The organism is Leyella stercorea (assembly GCF_019052365.1).
Lineage (GTDB): Bacteria > Bacteroidota > Bacteroidia > Bacteroidales > Bacteroidaceae > Prevotella.
In genome coordinates, this window is the sequence record NZ_JAHQUY010000017.1 from 16,038 (window position 1) to 33,746 (window position 17,709).

The 17,709-nt window shown below is 46.3% G+C and carries 18 protein-coding genes and 1 pseudogene; 1 reads left to right on the forward strand and 18 read right to left on the reverse strand.

The window, feature by feature from the left end; translation table 11 throughout:
* Nucleotides 1–59: 59 nt before the first annotated feature.
* The 4 genes and pseudogenes from KTQ90_RS04855 to KTQ90_RS04865 all read right to left on the reverse strand — a co-directional run bounded on the left by KTQ90_RS04855 (nucleotide 60) and on the right by KTQ90_RS04865 (nucleotide 3,336).
* Nucleotides 60–1,853 carry an outer membrane beta-barrel family protein gene (locus KTQ90_RS04855; protein ID WP_369680868.1) on the reverse strand — a complete coding sequence of 598 codons (1,794 nt, stop codon included), beginning with the start codon at nucleotides 1,851–1,853 and terminating at the stop codon, nucleotides 60–62.
* A 71-nt stretch (nucleotides 1,854–1,924) separates the two neighbouring features.
* Entirely contained in the window at nucleotides 1,925–2,521 is a 597-nt protein-coding gene (locus tag KTQ90_RS04860; RefSeq protein WP_217317405.1) for a TonB family protein, read from the reverse strand.
* Nucleotides 2,522–2,604: 83 nt separating this feature from the next.
* A pseudogene (locus tag KTQ90_RS13945) lies at nucleotides 2,605–2,697 on the reverse strand (HAD family hydrolase); the annotation flags it as partial.
* 12 nt (nucleotides 2,698–2,709) lie between these two features.
* Nucleotides 2,710–3,336: an NUDIX hydrolase N-terminal domain-containing protein gene (locus KTQ90_RS04865; protein WP_217317406.1), complete on the reverse strand. Its 627-nt coding sequence runs from the start codon at nucleotides 3,334–3,336 to the stop codon at nucleotides 2,710–2,712.
* Between the two features lie 255 nt (nucleotides 3,337–3,591).
* Here KTQ90_RS04865 and KTQ90_RS04870 point away from each other — a divergent pair, with 255 nt between their 5' ends.
* Complete coding sequence (locus KTQ90_RS04870; RefSeq protein ID WP_254360394.1) at nucleotides 3,592–3,843, forward strand: hypothetical protein; 252 nt, start codon at nucleotides 3,592–3,594, stop codon at nucleotides 3,841–3,843.
* A gap of 53 nt (nucleotides 3,844–3,896) precedes the next feature.
* Here the strand turns inward: KTQ90_RS04870 and KTQ90_RS04875 are convergent, their stop codons facing one another.
* The 14 genes from KTQ90_RS04875 to KTQ90_RS04940 form a co-directional block, all read right to left on the reverse strand.
* Nucleotides 3,897–4,928 carry a carboxymuconolactone decarboxylase family protein gene (locus tag KTQ90_RS04875; protein WP_254359602.1) on the reverse strand — a complete coding sequence of 344 codons (1,032 nt, stop codon included), beginning with the start codon at nucleotides 4,926–4,928 and terminating at the stop codon, nucleotides 3,897–3,899.
* Between the two features lie 68 nt (nucleotides 4,929–4,996).
* A complete protein-coding gene (locus tag KTQ90_RS04880) occupies nucleotides 4,997–6,034 on the reverse strand; it encodes an alpha/beta hydrolase (protein ID WP_254359604.1) in 1,038 nt (345 codons plus the stop codon).
* A gap of 44 nt (nucleotides 6,035–6,078) precedes the next feature.
* The gene (locus KTQ90_RS04885) at nucleotides 6,079–7,038 is read right to left on the reverse strand and encodes an aldo/keto reductase (protein ID WP_254359606.1); all 960 of its coding nucleotides are present in this window, start codon (nucleotides 7,036–7,038) and stop codon (nucleotides 6,079–6,081) included.
* The gene (locus KTQ90_RS04890) at nucleotides 7,035–7,586 is read right to left on the reverse strand and encodes a flavodoxin family protein (RefSeq protein ID WP_217317408.1); all 552 of its coding nucleotides are present in this window, start codon (nucleotides 7,584–7,586) and stop codon (nucleotides 7,035–7,037) included. The genes KTQ90_RS04885 and KTQ90_RS04890 overlap by 4 nt, the downstream gene beginning before the upstream one ends.
* 24 nt (nucleotides 7,587–7,610) lie before the next feature.
* On the reverse strand, nucleotides 7,611–8,450 hold the full coding sequence (locus KTQ90_RS04895) for an aldo/keto reductase (protein ID WP_217317409.1): 840 nt from the start codon (nucleotides 8,448–8,450) through the stop codon (nucleotides 7,611–7,613).
* Nucleotides 8,451–8,490: 40 nt separating this feature from the next.
* Entirely contained in the window at nucleotides 8,491–9,378 is an 888-nt protein-coding gene (locus KTQ90_RS04900) for an EFR1 family ferrodoxin (protein WP_254359608.1), read from the reverse strand.
* Between the two features lie 110 nt (nucleotides 9,379–9,488).
* Nucleotides 9,489–10,289, reverse strand: coding sequence for an AraC family transcriptional regulator (locus tag KTQ90_RS04905; protein WP_217317410.1), 801 nt, complete (start codon nucleotides 10,287–10,289; stop codon nucleotides 9,489–9,491).
* Nucleotides 10,290–11,512: 1,223 nt separating this feature from the next.
* Nucleotides 11,513–11,662: a hypothetical protein gene (locus KTQ90_RS04910; RefSeq protein ID WP_217317411.1), complete on the reverse strand. Its 150-nt coding sequence runs from the start codon at nucleotides 11,660–11,662 to the stop codon at nucleotides 11,513–11,515.
* A gap of 82 nt (nucleotides 11,663–11,744) precedes the next feature.
* Nucleotides 11,745–12,344, reverse strand: coding sequence for an IMPACT family protein (locus tag KTQ90_RS04915; RefSeq protein WP_022158346.1), 600 nt, complete (start codon nucleotides 12,342–12,344; stop codon nucleotides 11,745–11,747).
* A gap of 98 nt (nucleotides 12,345–12,442) precedes the next feature.
* Entirely contained in the window at nucleotides 12,443–13,690 is a 1,248-nt protein-coding gene (locus KTQ90_RS04920) for a DUF1015 domain-containing protein (protein ID WP_217317412.1), read from the reverse strand.
* An 81-nt stretch (nucleotides 13,691–13,771) separates the two neighbouring features.
* On the reverse strand, nucleotides 13,772–14,689 hold the full coding sequence (locus KTQ90_RS04925; RefSeq protein WP_217317413.1) for an NAD(P)-dependent oxidoreductase: 918 nt from the start codon (nucleotides 14,687–14,689) through the stop codon (nucleotides 13,772–13,774).
* Between the two features lie 14 nt (nucleotides 14,690–14,703).
* Nucleotides 14,704–15,771 carry a 3-phosphoserine/phosphohydroxythreonine transaminase gene (gene serC, locus KTQ90_RS04930; RefSeq protein WP_217317414.1) on the reverse strand — a complete coding sequence of 356 codons (1,068 nt, stop codon included), beginning with the start codon at nucleotides 15,769–15,771 and terminating at the stop codon, nucleotides 14,704–14,706.
* 109 nt (nucleotides 15,772–15,880) lie between these two features.
* Nucleotides 15,881–17,386, reverse strand: a complete 1,506-nt coding sequence (locus KTQ90_RS13855) for an HU family DNA-binding protein (RefSeq protein WP_217317415.1) — start codon at nucleotides 17,384–17,386, stop codon at nucleotides 15,881–15,883.
* Complete coding sequence (locus KTQ90_RS04940; RefSeq protein ID WP_022158351.1) at nucleotides 17,379–17,672, reverse strand: HU family DNA-binding protein; 294 nt, start codon at nucleotides 17,670–17,672, stop codon at nucleotides 17,379–17,381. Before KTQ90_RS04940 ends, KTQ90_RS13855 begins: the two co-directional genes overlap by 8 nt.
* Nucleotides 17,673–17,709: the final 37 nt, after the last annotated feature.

Here is a 17,709-nt window from a genome sequence, read left to right on the forward strand (position 1 = left end):
GGGCGTTTCGCCAAGAGAGTACAGAACAAACGACAAATAGTATACTACAATTTTATAGTTTAGTGACCCATGCGTGAGGTGTCTACTTCTTTCACCGTTTTCTCCTTATAGCCGCCGAACTTATAGATAACGGCAAGGGTGAAGGACGCCCAGTTATAGTTGACCTTCATACGATAGTCTTGGTTGTCCTGCACGGAACGGGTATCGAAGCGATTGTTGAAGATGTTGCTGCCATTGAGACGCACGCCCCACTTACCATCGTGCGACGACCACTGCAATTTGGCATCCATGTTGAAGATTGGACTGATGTCGTAGACGCCTTGTATAGCCTTTGACTGGAAGAATGGGTTAAGAATAAGACGCAGGTCCTGCGTACTACAGAGTTTTACGGATGCCGTACCGCCAAGTATGACAGAGAGTTTCTTACGATTGAATGGCAAGTCGAAAAAATGGTTGCTTTTGTCGTGCTTGAAGGTGCCTACTGCAAACACATTGCCGTTGAGCCATTTCCCTGCATTGAATATAGCAGAGGCTTGCAGTCCGTAGCTATTTGAATGGTCGAAGTTGGTCTCCTTCATTATTACAGCCATGCGGTCTGTTGTCTGGTATGGCAACTGCACGAAATAGTCGGGTTTCAGACTTGCAAAAGCCATAAGCGTATAGCGTCGTTTTATCCGCCACATCAGGTTGACATTATAATAAGAGCTGGGTTTTAAATCAGGATTGCCGTGTATCTCGGTGTATGTAGACGCATAGAACACATTGCTCATTGTAGACCAATAGCTCGGGAACTCGGAATCGGAACTGAACGAGAGGTTGAGCAAATGGTTATCGTTGACGTTCCACAAAGCATTGAGCGTAGGATACACGCGCCATTTATTCCACACGGGCGAGTGATATTGCTCGGCAGCGACGGAGGCTTCAACGCTAACAGCCTTGTTTATCTGCTTGCTGAAACCGGCGTACATGTTCCATATCCGCTCGTTGATGTCGACGCTACTTGTACCATCGGGCAAAACGCTCCCATCCTTGTCGATGGTGGTCTGATAACTCTTGTTGCTCGTGAACTGCCCCTTTACGCCGTACGACAATCCCCAACCGTTTGCCAAAGAATGGGTTTGGTCGGCAGTGAACATCCATTTGTTGATGGTCTGCTCACTACCACTTCTTAGGTTGCGCTCCATATCTGTTGTGTTTTCATCCGTATGAATCGTACCGTCGAGCGTTTGTTGCTGAGGCGTGCGATAGTAGGTGTACGAACCGCTAAGGGTAAGTCCGAAAGGAAGCGTGTAGTTAGCGTCTACATTTTGCAGATACTCGTGACTGTCACTATGCATTCCGCTGTTGCTCGATCCTGTCGTGTGGCTGTTTGAACTTGTCTTGTCCCACTGTCCCGTATAGGCTACGTCGAGACGATGATTTTTGCTAAAGGCGTAATTCATACCCAGTCGGTAGTCGTGCGTGATGCCGAACGACTTTTGTCCCGTCTCATCAGTATAGTGTACACGATTATTGGCAAGTGGATGATTGGCTATGCGTGAAGATTCACCATACGAATTGCCGTTAACCAATTTATATTGCGCATCCAGTCCGAACTTGCCTCTTTGCATGGAAAGATACATATTGCCAAACCCTTTGGCGTATTTGTTTTGCTCCATGCCGCCAATGATTTGTCCTGACAGCTGATTGGTGCCGGCATAATCTTTCGTTACGATATTGATAGCCATTCCACGCACATGATAGCGAGCAGGAGCAGACAGCATCACCTCGACTTTTGCCAACTGTGCGGCTGGCATCGCCTTCAGACGCTCAGCCAGTTGCTCCTGTGTCAATGTAGTGGCTTGTCCATTCACAATCAGCGTCACCTCGTTGCCAGAAAAGGAATAATCTGTTCATATTAATTCGCTTTTTGTTGTGTAATCAGCTACTTGTTTTTATCAATTTGTTTCTTTGTTTCGTCGGTTTTCGCTTCTGGAGTAAAAGCGACGGGTAATGTAAATTCCATATTTACAACTGTGCCGTCGGATAGCTTTGCTGGAGTCCAACGCGGACTTTTCTTCAACAGATCTATTACAGTTTGCTCATAAGCCTTCTCTTTAGGCGCCTTCAAAACCTTGAAATTTCCTAAAGTGCCATCGGTTTTAACCGTAAAACGGATTTCTACACGCGCAGGTTCTGTCTCAAGACCTTTGGGATATTTGATGTTCAGCATAACCCACTTCAGAAACTCACTGATATCCTTGTTGCCATCAAACTTTGGCATTTGTCCACCCTTAGGCAGAACGGCGATGGTTTTCAGCATATGGGTTTGTTGGATATAACCGTCTGATCTGTATGAAAGGTATGCTAACTGCTCAACTATCTTTTTCTCAAACACTGCAAGATTGAACGAGAATGTATATTCGTCGCCATCAACAAGTCGCAGAACGCAATAGCTGCCCTCCGAACAGACATACGCTATTTGTTGAGCTGCCACTCTCAACATTAAATTGGTGTTTGAAATTATGAGGTATTCTTCCATGCTTTTGCTTTATTTTCCACAAAAGTAACAGAAAGTTTTAATAAAAGCAGACTCATGCCTACTATATTTTGTGAAACCTACGTTTCTGTAATTGTTTTTATTAAAGAGTTGATGACTGCATATTCCGTATCTATCAATGTACCGTCTATGTCGAATACGATATGTTTATATTTCATATGTTTTATTTATTAGTCAAATAATACTTGCCAGTTTTTATCAGAGTAAGCAGAAAAGCACATTTTAATTTGTTCTTCGTTATTTTTCTCTTTTGCAAGAATAGGTAATTCTTCCAATCCGAAATAGGCACTCTCATCCGTTTCAATATTGGGTCGGAAAGATCCGCTTTCAATCTCACAAAGAACAAAAACTTTACAAACATTGTAGGCATATGGGGGAATATTATGTAAATTTCTATCCTGTATGGCTATTACCCGGATAGCTTTTACATTTAACCCTGCCTCTTCTTTTACTTCTTTTTCTGTATTAGTTTTGATACTCTGATTTATATCGACCCAACCACCGGGCAAAGACCAAGTTCCATTTTCCTCTTTCACAAGCAATATTTTATCATCTTTGAATATCGCAGCTCGTGTATCTAATTTAGGAGTTTGAAATCCAGTTTCATTGCAAAACAGATTCTTTACTTTTTCTATGGGTATTCCACTTTGCAGGCTGAGCATTTCTGCTGCAATTTCTCTAATGCGTTCAAAGCGTTCTATATCAAATACATCTTTGGAGTATGTCAATCCCCCTTGGGCAATGAATTGTAGTTCTTTTGCCCATTCAAGCCATTGTGGTTGTACTATTTTATTCATATAGTGAATGTTTGTATCGTTATATTGATATGCAAAGGTAATGTTTTGTTTCTAAACAATGACACAAAACACGTTCTCTTATACGGGTTCACCTTTATTTTAACAATATCATTGATAGATAGTTTCGGATAGGTAACTATCCAATAATCCCCATTGTTAGAGTTATTCCTTCGTGAATGACAAATGACTGTCACGAACCTCAGTAACGGAAGCATCATTCTGTTCCTTTGCACCAGTTATTAACAAAGTATCAGAATGAATAAGGAATTAACTTTCAACGACCTTCCAATGGTCGTTGCCCAGCTTCGGGACGAAGTGGTGGGCATGAAGCAGATGATCATCAGTCTACAATCACAGAACAAGCCCCACAAGGCTAATACGCACATACCTATGAGTGTGGAGGAAGCATCGGCATATCTAAAGATGCCGATGGCATATCTCGACATGTTGGCATTCTTGAAGGAAGTGATGCAAACCTACACCCGAAACTCAGCCGTGTCGCCTTGATATATACGACTGAGTGATAAGGATATACAAGGAAGACACGGCTGAGATTTTGTTTACTGATGTATGTTATGATACTCTTCGTCACTCACTTCTTCGAGCCATTCGTTACTGCCCTTGTCCGATGTCTTCACATGGGTCGCAATATGCTGAAACCAGGAGTCACGATGCGCTCCGTGCCAGTGCTTTACTCCCTCTGGTATATCTATTATATCACCTGGTTGCAACGGAATGGCAGGTTTGCCCCATTCCTGATACCAACCCTTGCCGCTGACGCAGATGAGGATTTGGTGTGCGCCGTGGTGGATGTGCCAGTTGTTGCGACATCCTGGTTCGAAGGTCACATTGCTGTAGCTCTGCACGGACTGCTCTTCGGCAGAGAGATTCTTGGGCTTTATCGGTGCAAGATGACTGTTGCCCGTGAAATATTGGGCAAAATGGGTGTTAGGACTGCCCTTAGGCCAGTCGCCATGGCAAGCATCTGCGGCATTGTCAGATTGGGAAAGACCATTCTCTGAAAGATAGTTGCACAACTGCTCAACTTGCTCAGCTGTATTGCCCATAGCCACAGCCCCCCGTTTATGGGATGCAAGCTGTGCATCCACGCCCTTCATGCCCGAAAGGGCAGCTACGGTCACAATCTCGCGGTCGGCTTCAGATAGTTGGTCGCCTGCGAAGATGTCACCAAACAGATGGCTCTTCAGGTAATAGTCTTCTTGAGAACAGAAATCATACTTGTATTCCCGTCCACCCACAAGACGCGACTGTACTTCTGTGCCTCTTTTCAAAGCTTCAGAAACATCATTCCACAGGGCAGGTTTCGTCCACGGCTTTCCCTCATTGTCACATATACCTTTATGCTTGCGGTCATCAAGCACATTTTTCAACCGATTAAGTGCATTGAGCGAACGGGGGAAGCCTGTGTAGGCATAGAGTTGTGAGAAAGCCTCCTTCAGTTCGTTTACAGAAACTCCATTATCAAGAGCTTTGCTCAAAGCTACGTCAAGCCTGACCATGTCGCCTTGTGCTTCAAGGTTGGCACATTCCGCCAAAGAAAGTTGGCGTTGGGTTAATATATTTTTTTTCATAATGTCGCTTGTTTGAGCATAGGCACTCGTCATGGTGAGTGCCCATACAAGTGTGAGAATACACTTCATCATAGATTAGACTTATAGAAGTTTGTAATTTCGCTCCATGGTATGAAATTTCCTTCACCACCATCATAGAGGTCACAATGTGTGGCATCGGGTACAATGAGCATACGCTTATTGTCTGCATACTTGCCACTTGTCAGTTTCTGATAAGCCTCCTCACCAAAATATCGGCTGTGAGCCTTCTCGCCATGCACGATGAGCACTGGTGTGCGCACTTCTGGCGCAGCTATCCATAGATTCTGGTTGAGGCGCATCAGCTGGTTGGTGATGTTCCATCCCATGTTGGAGTTGAGCGAACGTGGATGATAGCCTCTGTTCGGTGATTTGTAGTAAGCTACATACTGTTTCAGAAACTCGGGTGCATCAGCGGCAGTCGTATCGGGAAGTCCGCCCTGCGGCAGAATCTCTCCCTTACGGAATTCTTCTGTTCGCAGTTTGGCCAATCTTTGTTTCAATGCGAATCTGCCATTCTCGTCCATTGTGTCGAAATATCCCTGTTGTGTCACGCGGGTGAGATTATATAAGGTGACGCTCACCGTAGCTTTTATGCGAGGGTCAAGAGCCGCAGCGTTGAGGGCTATACCTCCCCATCCGCAGATGCCAAGTATTCCAATGCGCTCGGCATCAACATCATCTCGGCACGATAGATAATCCACTGCAGCGCAGAAGTCCTCGGTGTTGATATCCATGGAAGAGGAATAACGTGGCTCGCCGCCGCTTTCTCCTGTAAAAGAAGGGTCGAAGGCAATGGTCAGGAAGCCGTCCTCTGCCAGATGTTGTGCATAGAGTCCGCTTGCCTGTTCCTTCACTGCGCCGAATGGTCCGCTGACGGCAATGGCCGTCATTTTTCCATTCGTCTCTTTCGGTATGTAAAGGTCGGCTGCAAGCGTGATGCCGAACCTATTGCTGAACGTCACTTTCTCATGACATACCTTGTCACTCTTTGGGAATGTCTTGTCCCATTCGTTTACTAACGGCAGTGAATTCTGTTTAGCTGCCTTGTTATACACTCCTTGTGCATTCGTTGTTAATGTAGTCATAGCTAACATAATCATTGATAACAAATACTTCATAATATATATCTTTAGAATCCAACAGCATCCATCACTGGCATTTTGGCGAAACCCTTTGCCTGCTCGTATGTAGCATTGAAGAAACGCTGTTCTTTATTCAGTTTTCTTATCTGCTTCATATCCTTTGCCGTGAGGGCGAACGGTTTTCCGCCAACTTCACCTTGTGCAGCCGCGATGTTCTCGTGGATATAATCGGGATTGGTGGCTCCGGGAATGGTCTGCAGTCCTTCCTGTATCTCCCATCGGAGGATCACTTGTGCAGGACTTACATTATGTGCCTTGGCAATCTTAACGATGACAGGGTCTTTGAGCAATGCGCCTTGACTCATGGCACCACCAAGGGGAAACCAGCACTCCACCTTCATGCCGTATTTCTTCGCCAACTTGCGTTTCTCGATGCGCTGCGCATAAGGATGACATTCCATCTGCATGATAACTGGCTTTATCTCAGTGGAATCCATACACCACTGAAACCACTTCTCAGCTCCAGGCACCTCAAAGTTGCTGAGACCAAGAGTGCGCACCTTGCCTTGCTTCACAGCCAACTCCAAGTTATGCCATGCCGTCTTGATGTCTCCCACTGGTTGATGCGGATATACGAGGTCAACATAGTCGAGGTTAAGTCGGCGAAGCATACGGTCGATAGCAGTAGGGTCGGAATATTCCGACGGCCATATCTTGCTCGTCACCCAAATATCCTCGCGCTTGCAACCACCTTCTGCAATAAATTCATTTACGGCATCGCCAACGCCACGTTCGTCCATATAGGCATGAGCCGTGTCGATATGTCTATATCCTGCACGCAAAGCCGTAAGTACAGATTTCTTGCAAACCTCATTTGAAGGCACTGCAAATGTTCCGATACCAAACTGTGGCATCTCAACTCCATTACTCAATCGGACCATCGGTCCCTGTGCGTAGGCTGCCATCATCCAAATGCAGCCTACCATTGTCAGGATAATCTTTTTCATTTCAACTTACCTTTTAATGTTTTAGCCTCGCTTTTGCTGGTAGCCATGCCCTCGTAGGAGAAACCATACATACCAGCAAATCGGCTCATGCTGTATTCGCCATCATCTATCATCATCTTTGTAGGGGCGGCACCCTGATATACGAAGAACAGGCGTTTGCCCTTGAACTCCCCATCTGGCACATAGCCATAGAAACGTTCCATCAGCGTGCGCACCGAGGCGCAGATGTTATGCCAATAAACTGGCGAACCCATCACGACTATATCTGCCTCCTTCATTTTGGATATTACCTCGTCAAGCTGGTCTCCCTCAAGTGTCTGACCATAGAAGTTGAGGCGATAGTCATTGAGATTAATCGTTTCATACTTTCTGCCTTCAAGCAGCACCTTTGCCAAAGCGGCGGTATTGCCGTCACGGTTTGGGCTTCCGTTGATAAAAAGAATCTTTTCCATTTCTACTTCATTGTTCTTAGAGTCACTTTTTTTTGTACCTGCCGAGCAGTTGACGAAAGCCAGCATGCCCAGCATCAAAAATAATATTTTCTTCATTGTTTTCATAATATAATCTTCTTGTTATTTCCACCCCATAAACATCCTTGCCGCCTCTGCCGAGTGATGGTCAAAGAAGAGGCTATTGCCTGTATCGAGGGTAGCGATTAAGTCCATATCATCATCAGACAGAACGAAATCGAAGATGTCATAATTTTCTTTCATGCGTTCAACGTGGGTTGTCTTAGGGATAATGACAACACCCCGTTGCAGCAGCCAGCGAAGGGCAACTTGAGCAACAGTCTTATTATGTCGCTCTGCAATCTCTTTCAGTGTGGTATTCCCGAAAAGATTGTTGCGACCTTCGGCAAATGGTCCCCATGACATGATTTGGGTGCCATATCCCTGCATGATGACTTGCGCCTTCTGCTGTTGGCAGAACACATGCGTCTCCACTTGGTTTACTGCCGGAACGATATCCATGTTCTCAGCAAGGTCGATGAAGTGGTCGGGATAGAAGTTTGCCACGCCTATAGCTCTCACTTTACCTTCCCGATAGGCATCCTGCAGAGCACGATATGCGCCATAACGATCGCAGAAAGGTTGATGGAGGAGTATAAGGTCAATGTAGTCAGTGCGTAGCCGGCTAAGGCTTTCCTCGATGGAAGCTTTTGCCTTGTCATAGCCGTAGTTGGAAATCCACACTTTGGTAACGAGGAAAATCTCGTCGCGACTGATTCCACAGTCAGCCACAGCTCTACCCACACCGTCTTCGTTGTGGTAAGCCTGAGCCGTGTCAATCATTCTGTAGCCCACGCTCAATGCCTCAGCCACATGACGTTCACACACATCCGGTGCTATCTGATAGACACCATATCCTATTTGTGGCATCATAACACCATTGTTCAATTTTAAATATTCCATTGTATATTACTTTTTTTGTTTACTGATTAAAATACTGATTTCATAAAGCATGTACATTAGGGTTCTTCTCCGAACCATCTGGCCATGTGCCGTCCTCATTCTTCTTGAACTGTATCGCCCGTTGTGGACAGTTCTGGATGCAAGCAAAGCAAAACTCGCAGGCGCCCTGCATCTTTACCCCTTGACCGGTAAGTTCATAGTTTCCGCGAGGACAGACGTATGTGCATATACCACAGTGGATACAGTCATCTGTCACCCTGAAACTCCTATCAGCCTTCATCAGAAATCCTACTTCAGGGTCGAGACCGCTCAGACTCATGAAGCCTTCATGCTGCTCACGTTCTTCTTGTGTCACTGGCTCATGCCAACGGCGGCGGTTGCTGAGGTCGGAAGTTATCTTTGCCAGATTCTCTGGTATGTGCTTGTCTATCTTCATCTGCTCGTTCATGTCGAAGTTGGGCAGCCAGTTGTCCACCATGACGATAGTGCCAATATAATCGAATACATTGCCCACTTTTCGGGAAATCCCATCCCATATCTCCACGGCGTTGCACTTGCGCATGCCATATGTCAGCACGGCAAACTTGTATTCAGCTTTCAGTTGTGCCTTCTTAATGAACTCACGCACCATATATGGCGGCATATGACCATAGATAGGATATACCAGTCCTATCTCATCTGCCTCAATTTCGAACTGCTTCTTGCGCATAAGTTGCGGGATACTGAGTATCTCACCCTCTTTGCCAGCAAGTTGGCGAGCGACATAGAGGCAGTTGCCTGTGCCTGTGAAATACAATACCACTATCTTCTTCCTGCCTTCGATGCAAGAAGTGAGGGCAGAAGCTCCCGTTGTTGCCATCACAGTGGCCAATGCTGCACTTCCCATAATCTTGAGAGCCGTGCGGCGGGTCAAAACTTTTTCTTCCATAATTCAATGTGTCTGATTTCTGGTGCAAAGAAACAGATAATCCCCGAAACTGCTTGGACACAGATTTCGGGGATTATTTACAATATTTCCGAAAAAGATTGATTCACTGCCTATTCTACAAAACTTGAAGGCGGTGCTCCAAGATATTTCTGTACGTATCGGCTAAAATACGACTCTGACGAAAAGCCAAACAAGTCAGATATCTCTGTAAAGGTTAGATGCTTGTTCTTAAGTAGACGGGCAATATCGAGCGATGTATAACGTGTTATCCAAAAGGCTGCCGGATAGCCACTTACCTTCTTCGATACTTCCGATAAGTATTTCGGAGTAACACAAAGGAGGTCGGCATAATACCCAATCTCACGGTTCTTTCTATAGTCGCCACGTTCGAGCAAAGCCAGAAACCTGTTCATCAGAGAGGAATAGAGTTGAGTAACGGTGTCGTCAGTGCCATAGAGCGAGGCATGGAAATCAAAGAAGTCGATAATAATCGCCTGAACGGCATTGATCATTGCGTCGCGATGAAACTTGTGAGTCGTTAAAGCAAGACGACGGCGGATATTATCGAAATCGAGTGCGCACACCTGCTGCATTTCCAGCGTAAGGTGCATAATCGGATTGTTAAATAAGGACAATCCTCCACGGGTACCATAGTTGCTATGCGGTGTGCTTATTGCGATGAACTGAGGAGTGGCATAAAATACATCAACCTTAAAGTCGCTGCTCTCCCGTATGTCTTTCAGCAAATCGCTGCGACGCACTATCAGGCAGTCGCCTCCCCTCATGACATATCCATTGCCATTGAAAGAGAAACTGCATTCCCCTTCATGGCAGTAGGCGTGGCACAAGTATTCGTCTTTAGTGCCGTCACCGACATTCATCAGCGTATTTTCAAAAATCACATCCTTCATCTTTGAAACCGAAGATGGTGCAAGTGATAACAAGGCATATCTTTATAAAGGTATCTCAATTATGGCAAAAGAACTTATCAATAGATTGAATTTTCTTTGCCCAGACTGTTTATGGAGTTTCATCCCCTTTATAATAACATGTAGAGTCAAACCATCAATCCAAATCCGCATAAATAAATGTGATACTTTCAAAGTACATCATCCACAATCCACTTGACTTTATACCATTTTAGATATACAGCCAATCAAGTAAAGTCGTTAGTATATCCACATATATGAAGACAATCACCTCACTGCATCCCTTTCTTTACAGCCTTTCCTATTTCCCATTCTCCCCTCATTTTGGCATCCATCCCCCACATTTTCGTGTAAAAGCAAGTTAAAAACATTAAATATTCATCATCCCCACCCCTTCAAACAAACCCCAATCCACTTTTCTACCGTATAAACTGCAAATAACTGATAGGCAATTGCTTCTAAATACGGGTGTTAAAACCAGCGATCTGACAAAAGTTAAACATTTTACAACACAAACCATTTTTAATATTCGATATTTTGTGAATATCGCTAAAAAGAAATAACTTTGCTACATAAATATTGAGTTTGACAAGGAATATCTGCAAGACTTATATTTCAAAGGGAAAACAAGTGACAAGAAGCATCGATTTCAGCCTGAAGTTGTGCGTAGCTATCAAAAAGCAGTAGTTGCACTTGCACATGCTAAATGCATAGAGGATTTGTTTGTGTTTAAGTCATTAAACTATGAAGTTCTTGTTGGGGACAAAAAGGCATTTCTTCTGTTTGATGCGGAAAACAGTATCGCTTGGAATTTATAGTCAAAGATAATATTGACGACATAACAATAAAAGTATGCCGTCTGTTAGATATTAGCAATCATTATAAGTAAACAATTATTGCTGTCCGGTAAAACTGATAATGTGGTCAAAGACGGGCTGAAAGCCCAACAATCACATAGCCCAGGGCAGCGCCCTGGGTAAACATTATACCCCACATCTACATTCGCCCTGAAAGGGCAAAAGCCTAATTATTAAGGTGTTGCCCTTACAGGGCGCACTACTCAATATATACACTCAATCCCCAGGGCGCTGCCCTGGGCTATGTGATTGTTGGGCTTTCAGCCCGCATAGTATACAGGCAAGCCTCTTTAGTAAATATTGCTATAAAACACTGAACAACAAAGCAATATAAGGGTGAATAATTGTTTACCAGACAGCAATAGTAAACAATATGGAAAGTATAAAAACATATAACTCTACAATCTTGAGCAAAATACGTTCTGCGGCTGCAATGTTGTAAATAACAGCTGGCAGATAGCCAAATAAAACTGGAAGATAGGCTGGAAGATTTCCCATTCTTAAGGAAATCTTCCAGCCTTTATTATGCTTATAATGTGATGGTTACGGCGATCATGGAAGATATGGGGGATATTTTCAACTAATCGTCTTTAAACGCAAGTTTATCAAACTTGGCTTTAAGCATTGGAGCCTCCGACTTACGAATTGAGAGTTTCATCTCGCAGGTATTGTCGTAGGTCTGGCTGATGATGCGAGGCGACATATCCTTGATGATTTTCATTACATCGTTCATCATAATGTAAGGAAAATCGAAAACAACCTCCTCCTCTACGAACTGACTTACAATCTCTGCGTTGGCTATTGCCTCAGCCGCTGCAGTGCGATAGGCAACAATAAGTCCGCTTGTGCCAAGATTGACACCTCCGTAATAGCGCACGACGATGATAAGAATGTCGGTCAGCTCGTTCTTGTTGATCTGTCCGAGGATGGGCTTGCCGGCTGTGCTGCTCGGCTCGCCGTCGTCGTTGGCACGGAAATCGGTGCGGTCAGCACCGAGCATGTATGCCCAGCACACATGACGTGCGTCATAATACTTCTTGCGAAACTCTGCTACGTATTGCTTCACCTCCTCTTCGGAAGTGACATGAAAGGCAAAAGCGAGAAACTTACTGCGTTTCTCGCTGTAGAAGCCTTCTGCGGGTGTGTCTGTGATTGTAAGAAATTCGTCTTTTTGCTCCATTGATATTAAATTGACAAGTAGACAAGGCGAGATGCATAACAAATGTTTATGCAAACCACCTTGTCTACTCGTTGCTTATTCACTTATCTACTACTATGTTACGACAGCTTGTGGATGACGAGTCCTGAGCGAAGCTTAGGCTCAAACCATGTTGCCTTCGGCGGCATGATCTTTCCGCTGTCGGCGATGTCAATAATCTGCTTCATTGAAACCGGATAGAGGGCGAGCGCCATGCGCATCTCGCCACTGTCTACGCGACGCTTCAGCTCTTCGAGACCGCGGAGACCACCTACGAAGTCGATGCGCTTATCTGAACGCAGGTCGGTGATGCCGAGAACCTTGTCGAGGATAAGACGACTCGAGATGTCTACGTCGAGAACGCCGATCGGGTCGTGGTCGTCGTATGTGCCCTGCTTGGCATTGAGAGCAAACCAGTGACCGTCGAGGTAGAGTGAGAACTCGTGCAGGTGCTGCGGCTTGTAGATAGCCTCACCCTTGTCCTCAACCTCGAAGTTCTCGCGCAAAGCGTCGAGGAACTGCTCTGATGTAAGTCCGTTGAGGTCCTTTACAACTCGGTTATAGTCGAGCACGGTGAGCTGCGATGCCTGGAAGCAAACAGCCATGAAGTAGTTGTACTCCTCGTCGCCCTTGTGGTTGGGATTGTTCTTAGCCTTCTCTGCGCCAACGAGAGCAGCTGCGGCGCTGCGGTGGTGGCCGTCGGCGATGTAAAGAGCCGGCATCTTAGCAAACTCCTTGGTGATTACGTCGATATCGGCCTTGTCGCTGACAACCCAGAGCTGATGGCCGAAGCCGTCGTCGGGAGCAACGAAGTCGTACTCGGGTTTTGTTGCAGCGTAGCGCTTGATGAGCGCGTCGAGCACCTCGTTGTCAGGATAAGCGAAGAACACAGGTTCGATGTTAGCGTCGTTTACGCGAACATGCTTCATGCGGTCTTCCTCCTTGTCGCGGCGTGTCAGCTCGTGCTTTTTGATTGTGCCGTCAAGATAGTCGTTGACGAAAGCACCCACAACAAGTCCGTACTGAGTCTTGCCGTTCATTGTCTGAGCATAGATATAATAGTTCTCGTCTGCGTCCTGACGAAGCCAACCCTTCTCCTGGAACATCTTGAAGTTAGCAGCTGCCTTCTCGTAAACGCGCGGATCGTACTCGCTTGTGCCCGGCTCGAAGTCGATTTCCGGCTTGATGATGTGATAAAGACTCTTCTCGTTATCGCCTGCCTCTGCTCTTGCCTCTTCACTATCGAGCACGTCGTAAGGACGTGATGCTATTTCTTCAACAAGGTCTTGCGGTGGACGTACGCCACGGAATGGTTTTACTGTTGCCATTGTGTGATATATTTTAAAAACCCCACCACTATGTCCTCCCTATGGGGCAAAGGGGTGGGGTTATCGGGGATTTTTACTTAATTACTTGTTAACTTGGAACTTAGTGCAGCCGTCAGCGAAGAAAGCGTTGATCTGCTTAGCAGCTGCGATACCAGCGTTGGTGTTAGCCTCTGCTGTCTGAGCACCCATCTTCTTAGGTGTAGAGAAGTATCTGCCTTCGAACTTCTGGAACTCTTCGTTAGCGTCCGGCATGATGTCTGTGATGAACTTCAGGTCGGTGCGTTCTGCCATGAGGGCAAGGAGTTCGGGCTCGTTGATAACTTCCTTACGCGCTGTGTTGATGAGGATGCCGTTCTTGTGGAGCTTTCCAACAAGAGCAGCGTTGATGCTCTGCTTTGTTTCAGGAGTAGCAGGGATGTGCAGCGAAACGATGTCGCAGTTCTCGAAGAGAGCGTCCTGAGAGTCAACTGCCTTAACGCCAGCTGCCTCGATAGCCTCCTTCGGGCAGAAAGCGTCGTAAGCGTAAACTTCCATTTCGAAGCCCTTAGCAATGCGAGCCACGTTTCTACCTACGTTGCCGAACGCGAGAATACCAAGCTTCTTGCCCTTCAACTCGCTACCCGACTTGCCGTTGTAGAAGTTGCGAACGCCGTAAACGAGCAAGCCGAATACGAGCTCAGCCACAGCATTAGAGTTCTGACCAGGTGTGTTCTCAACAACAACGTTCTTCTCCTTAGCGTAAGCACAATCGACATTGTCGTAACCAGCACCAGCACGTACAACAATCTTAAGCTGCTTTGCAGCGTCGAGCACTTCAGGTGTAACCTTGTCTGAGCGCACGATCATTGCGTCAGCGCCAGCCACAGCGTCGAGAAGCTGCTGCTTTTCTGTATATTTCTCAAGCAAAACGAGTTCGTTGCCTGCACCTTCTATTTCAGCCTTAATGCCGTCAACCGCTGCCTTTGCAAACGGTTTCTCTGTTGCCACTAATACTTTCATAGCTATACTATTTATTAATGTTCCTTTTCAAAATCCTGCATGCACTTAACGAGAGCCTCAACGCCTTCCATAGGCATAGCGTTGTAGCAGCTTGCGCGGAAGCCACCTACCGAACGGTGACCCTTGATGCCGACCATACCACGCTGTGTAGCGTACTCTAAGAACGGCTTCTCAAGATCCTTGTACTCGTCGTTCATAACGAAGCAGATGTTCATCAAAGAACGAGAGTCCTTCTCTACTGTACCACGGAACAACTTGTTGCGGTCGATTTCGTCGTAGAGCACCTTTGCGCGAGCCTCAGCACGGCGAGCCATCTCCTCTACTCCACCCTGAGCCTTGATCCAGCGCAGTGTTTCGAGAGCGCAGTAGATAGGAACTACTGGAGGTGTGTTGAACATTGAGCCCTTCTCTACGTGTGTACGGTAGTCGAGCATTGTAGGAATCTGACGCGGAGCCTTACCCAAGCAGTCATCCTTTACGATGATGAGGGTAACACCAGCCATAGCGAGGTTCTTCTGGGCGCCTGCATAGATGCAGTCGTACTTAGCGACGTCGATAGGACGGCTGAAGATATCAGAAGACATATCGCCGATAAGTCTTACGGGTACTTCCGGCTCCTTGCGGATTTCGGTACCATAAATAGTATTGTTTGTTGTGATATGCAAATAGTCGAGGTCTGTCGGGCATTCGTAATCCTTCGGATAGAAGGTATAGCCAGCGTCAGCAGACGATGCTACTTCTACAGCTTCGCCTATGAGCTTAGCCTCTTTCAAAGCCTTCTTTGCCCATGTACCTGTGTTGAGATAGCCTGCCTTCTTGATAAGGAAGTTGAAAGGAACCATGCAGAATTCCAAAGAGGCACCACCACCGAGGAACAATACAGAGTAGCCTTCTGGCACCTTCAAGAGTTCCTTGATGAGAGCAACTGCCTCATCAACAACCGGTTGAAAATCTTTTGCACGATGGCTAATCTCAGCCAAAGAAAGACCTGAACCGTTAAAATCCAAAATCTGTTTTGCTGTGTTTTCGATCACTTCGCGAGGAAGAATAGAAGGTCCTGCATTAAAGTTGTATTTCTTCATCTGCCTGTTTGTTATTAAGTTAATAAAAGTTTGATTAATATTTCGCAGGCGAAGTTACAATTTATTTTTGAAAGTAACAAGCAAAAATTTACAAAATGTTACTCTTACTTTATCTTTTACGCGGTTTTAGCTTCAGTTGGGGTATTTTTAACTTTTCGCCAGCCTTTACACTATGGCGATTGTTAAGCACCTCGACGTAGCATTCCATGCCTTCGCCGAGATAAGCCTTACTTATCGAAGCGAGGGTCTGACCGGGCTGAACGGTCACGGTCTTGGCTACACCTACTATTATATATGCACCTGTGCGCACGCGTGTGTCATAGTTGTAATCGGAAGGTGTAGTGGCTGTTGAGGGTGCAACAGAAGACTGAGATGCCTTGGCTTCTGCTGCCGACTTTGACGCTGCTATAGAATCCTTCTTCGCCTTTTCTGCAGCATGCAACTCTGCAGCACGCAATGAATCATTGGACACAATCGTATCCTTAACTGCTACAGCGGGCTGTGCATCAGCGCGCTCCGCAGCTTCCTGCTGAGCGTAAAGGCGACTCTCAAGTCGATCTATCACATGGTTTTTCTCCTCAATACGCTGATAGAGAAAGTACATGCCGATGCCAAGACTTACGAGTATAAGGAACGAAGCAATAGTGAGAACATACATAATACGCGGACTGCGCTGTCTGCATCCGCCTATTACTATGCCTTCATCGTCTGCTTCAGGGGCTGTTGCGGTTGTTTTGTCGTCCGATTCCTCACTGCCTTCTTCTATAGTTTCAGTCTTTGGCGTCATCAGACGGCGAGCCATATCACGATGCTCCTCTGTGTTTACAGCCTTTGATGCTGTTACAGAGGGAGATTGCGGATTGGTGGACTGACCGGTTGGTGCAGTTGGGGACAACTGCACCCCCTGAGATTGCTCAGAAAGCGTGGGCTGGTCGGTTGATTGATCGGTTGGCTGACTGGTTGGTGCAGTTGGGGACAACTGCACCTCCTGAGTTTGCTCAGAAAGCGTATGGTGATCGGTTAATTGATCGGTTGGCTGACTGGTTGGTGCAGTTGAGGACAACTGCACCCCCTGAGGTTGCTCAGAATGTGTAGGTTGATCGGTTGATTGATCGGTTGGCTGACTGGTTGGTGCAGTTGAGGACAACTGCACCCCCTGAGGTTGCTCTGCAGGCGCTGGCTGGTCGGTTGATTGATTGGTTGGTGCAGTTGGGGACAACTGCACCCCCTGAGGTTCCGTTTCTGTTACAGAATCAAGTTCTTCCTCGCTTTCCTCATCAATCTCAGAAAAGTCGACGCCATCGTTGAGCACGACGGTCTCGAACTGAACGAACGGACGGTTCACACGATCGCGCAGCAAGACCTCGGGAGTAAACGAAATCTTGTTGCGTCCATCGATAATGATACGTTCGCCGGTATTTACGTCGACACTGGCGCGTGCGCCAACTGCCGACACCTTGAAAGTGCCGAAGCCTTTTATCTTCACCGAACTGTCGGCGCCGTCAAGTTCTTCCTTAACGACATCGAACATTGCGCTGACAAAGTCGGAAGCGTCACCAAGCGACAAGCCGTACTTCTCGCTCAGTTCGCGAGCAAAATCGTTCACCTTAGCCATTCGCGTCGTCTCCTTTCTTCATCTTGTTCTTCACGGAAGAAGCCGGCTTGAAGTTGAGCACAATCTTCGGCGGAACGAGCATACGCTGTCCCGTAGACGGATTGACAACGATGCGTTCCATGCGTTTCTTCAGTTCGAAAGTGCCGAAATCGGGCACAGACACATTCTCACCTTCATCGAACGTAGAGGCAATAGACTCCAACACGCAACGCACCATGCGCTGAGTGTTCTCCTGCGAATATCCCGTACGACGAGACAACTCGGTGATGTATTCCTTATTGTTCATATATAATATAAGGTGAGATTGTGTAAGATTGTGATGA

Excerpts from the sequence above, each read along its gene's own strand:
- KTQ90_RS04860 (WP_217317405.1), bottom strand. The coding sequence starts at position 2,521 with ATGGAAGAATACCTCATAATTTCAAACACCAATTTAATGTTGAGAGTG.
- KTQ90_RS04865 (WP_217317406.1), bottom strand. The coding sequence starts at position 3,336 with ATGAATAAAATAGTACAACCACAATGGCTTGAATGGGCAAAAGAACTA.
- KTQ90_RS04870 (WP_254360394.1), top strand. The coding sequence starts at position 3,592 with ATGAATAAGGAATTAACTTTCAACGACCTTCCAATGGTCGTTGCCCAG.
- KTQ90_RS04875 (WP_254359602.1), bottom strand. The coding sequence starts at position 4,928 with ATGAAAAAAAATATATTAACCCAACGCCAACTTTCTTTGGCGGAATGT.
- KTQ90_RS04880 (WP_254359604.1), bottom strand. The coding sequence starts at position 6,034 with ATGACTACATTAACAACGAATGCACAAGGAGTGTATAACAAGGCAGCT.
- KTQ90_RS04885 (WP_254359606.1), bottom strand. The coding sequence starts at position 7,038 with ATGAAAAAGATTATCCTGACAATGGTAGGCTGCATTTGGATGATGGCA.
- KTQ90_RS04890 (WP_217317408.1), bottom strand. The coding sequence starts at position 7,586 with ATGAAGAAAATATTATTTTTGATGCTGGGCATGCTGGCTTTCGTCAAC.
- KTQ90_RS04895 (WP_217317409.1), bottom strand. The coding sequence starts at position 8,450 with ATGGAATATTTAAAATTGAACAATGGTGTTATGATGCCACAAATAGGA.
- KTQ90_RS04900 (WP_254359608.1), bottom strand. The coding sequence starts at position 9,378 with ATGGAAGAAAAAGTTTTGACCCGCCGCACGGCTCTCAAGATTATGGGA.
- KTQ90_RS04905 (WP_217317410.1), bottom strand. The coding sequence starts at position 10,289 with ATGAAGGATGTGATTTTTGAAAATACGCTGATGAATGTCGGTGACGGC.
- KTQ90_RS04910 (WP_217317411.1), bottom strand. The coding sequence starts at position 11,662 with ATGGGAAATCTTCCAGCCTATCTTCCAGTTTTATTTGGCTATCTGCCA.
- KTQ90_RS04915 (WP_022158346.1), bottom strand. The coding sequence starts at position 12,344 with ATGGAGCAAAAAGACGAATTTCTTACAATCACAGACACACCCGCAGAA.
- KTQ90_RS04920 (WP_217317412.1), bottom strand. The coding sequence starts at position 13,690 with ATGGCAACAGTAAAACCATTCCGTGGCGTACGTCCACCGCAAGACCTT.
- KTQ90_RS04925 (WP_217317413.1), bottom strand. The coding sequence starts at position 14,689 with ATGAAAGTATTAGTGGCAACAGAGAAACCGTTTGCAAAGGCAGCGGTT.
- serC (WP_217317414.1), bottom strand. The coding sequence starts at position 15,771 with ATGAAGAAATACAACTTTAATGCAGGACCTTCTATTCTTCCTCGCGAA.
- KTQ90_RS13855 (WP_217317415.1), bottom strand. The coding sequence starts at position 17,386 with ATGGCTAAGGTGAACGATTTTGCTCGCGAACTGAGCGAGAAGTACGGC.
- KTQ90_RS04940 (WP_022158351.1), bottom strand. The coding sequence starts at position 17,672 with ATGAACAATAAGGAATACATCACCGAGTTGTCTCGTCGTACGGGATAT.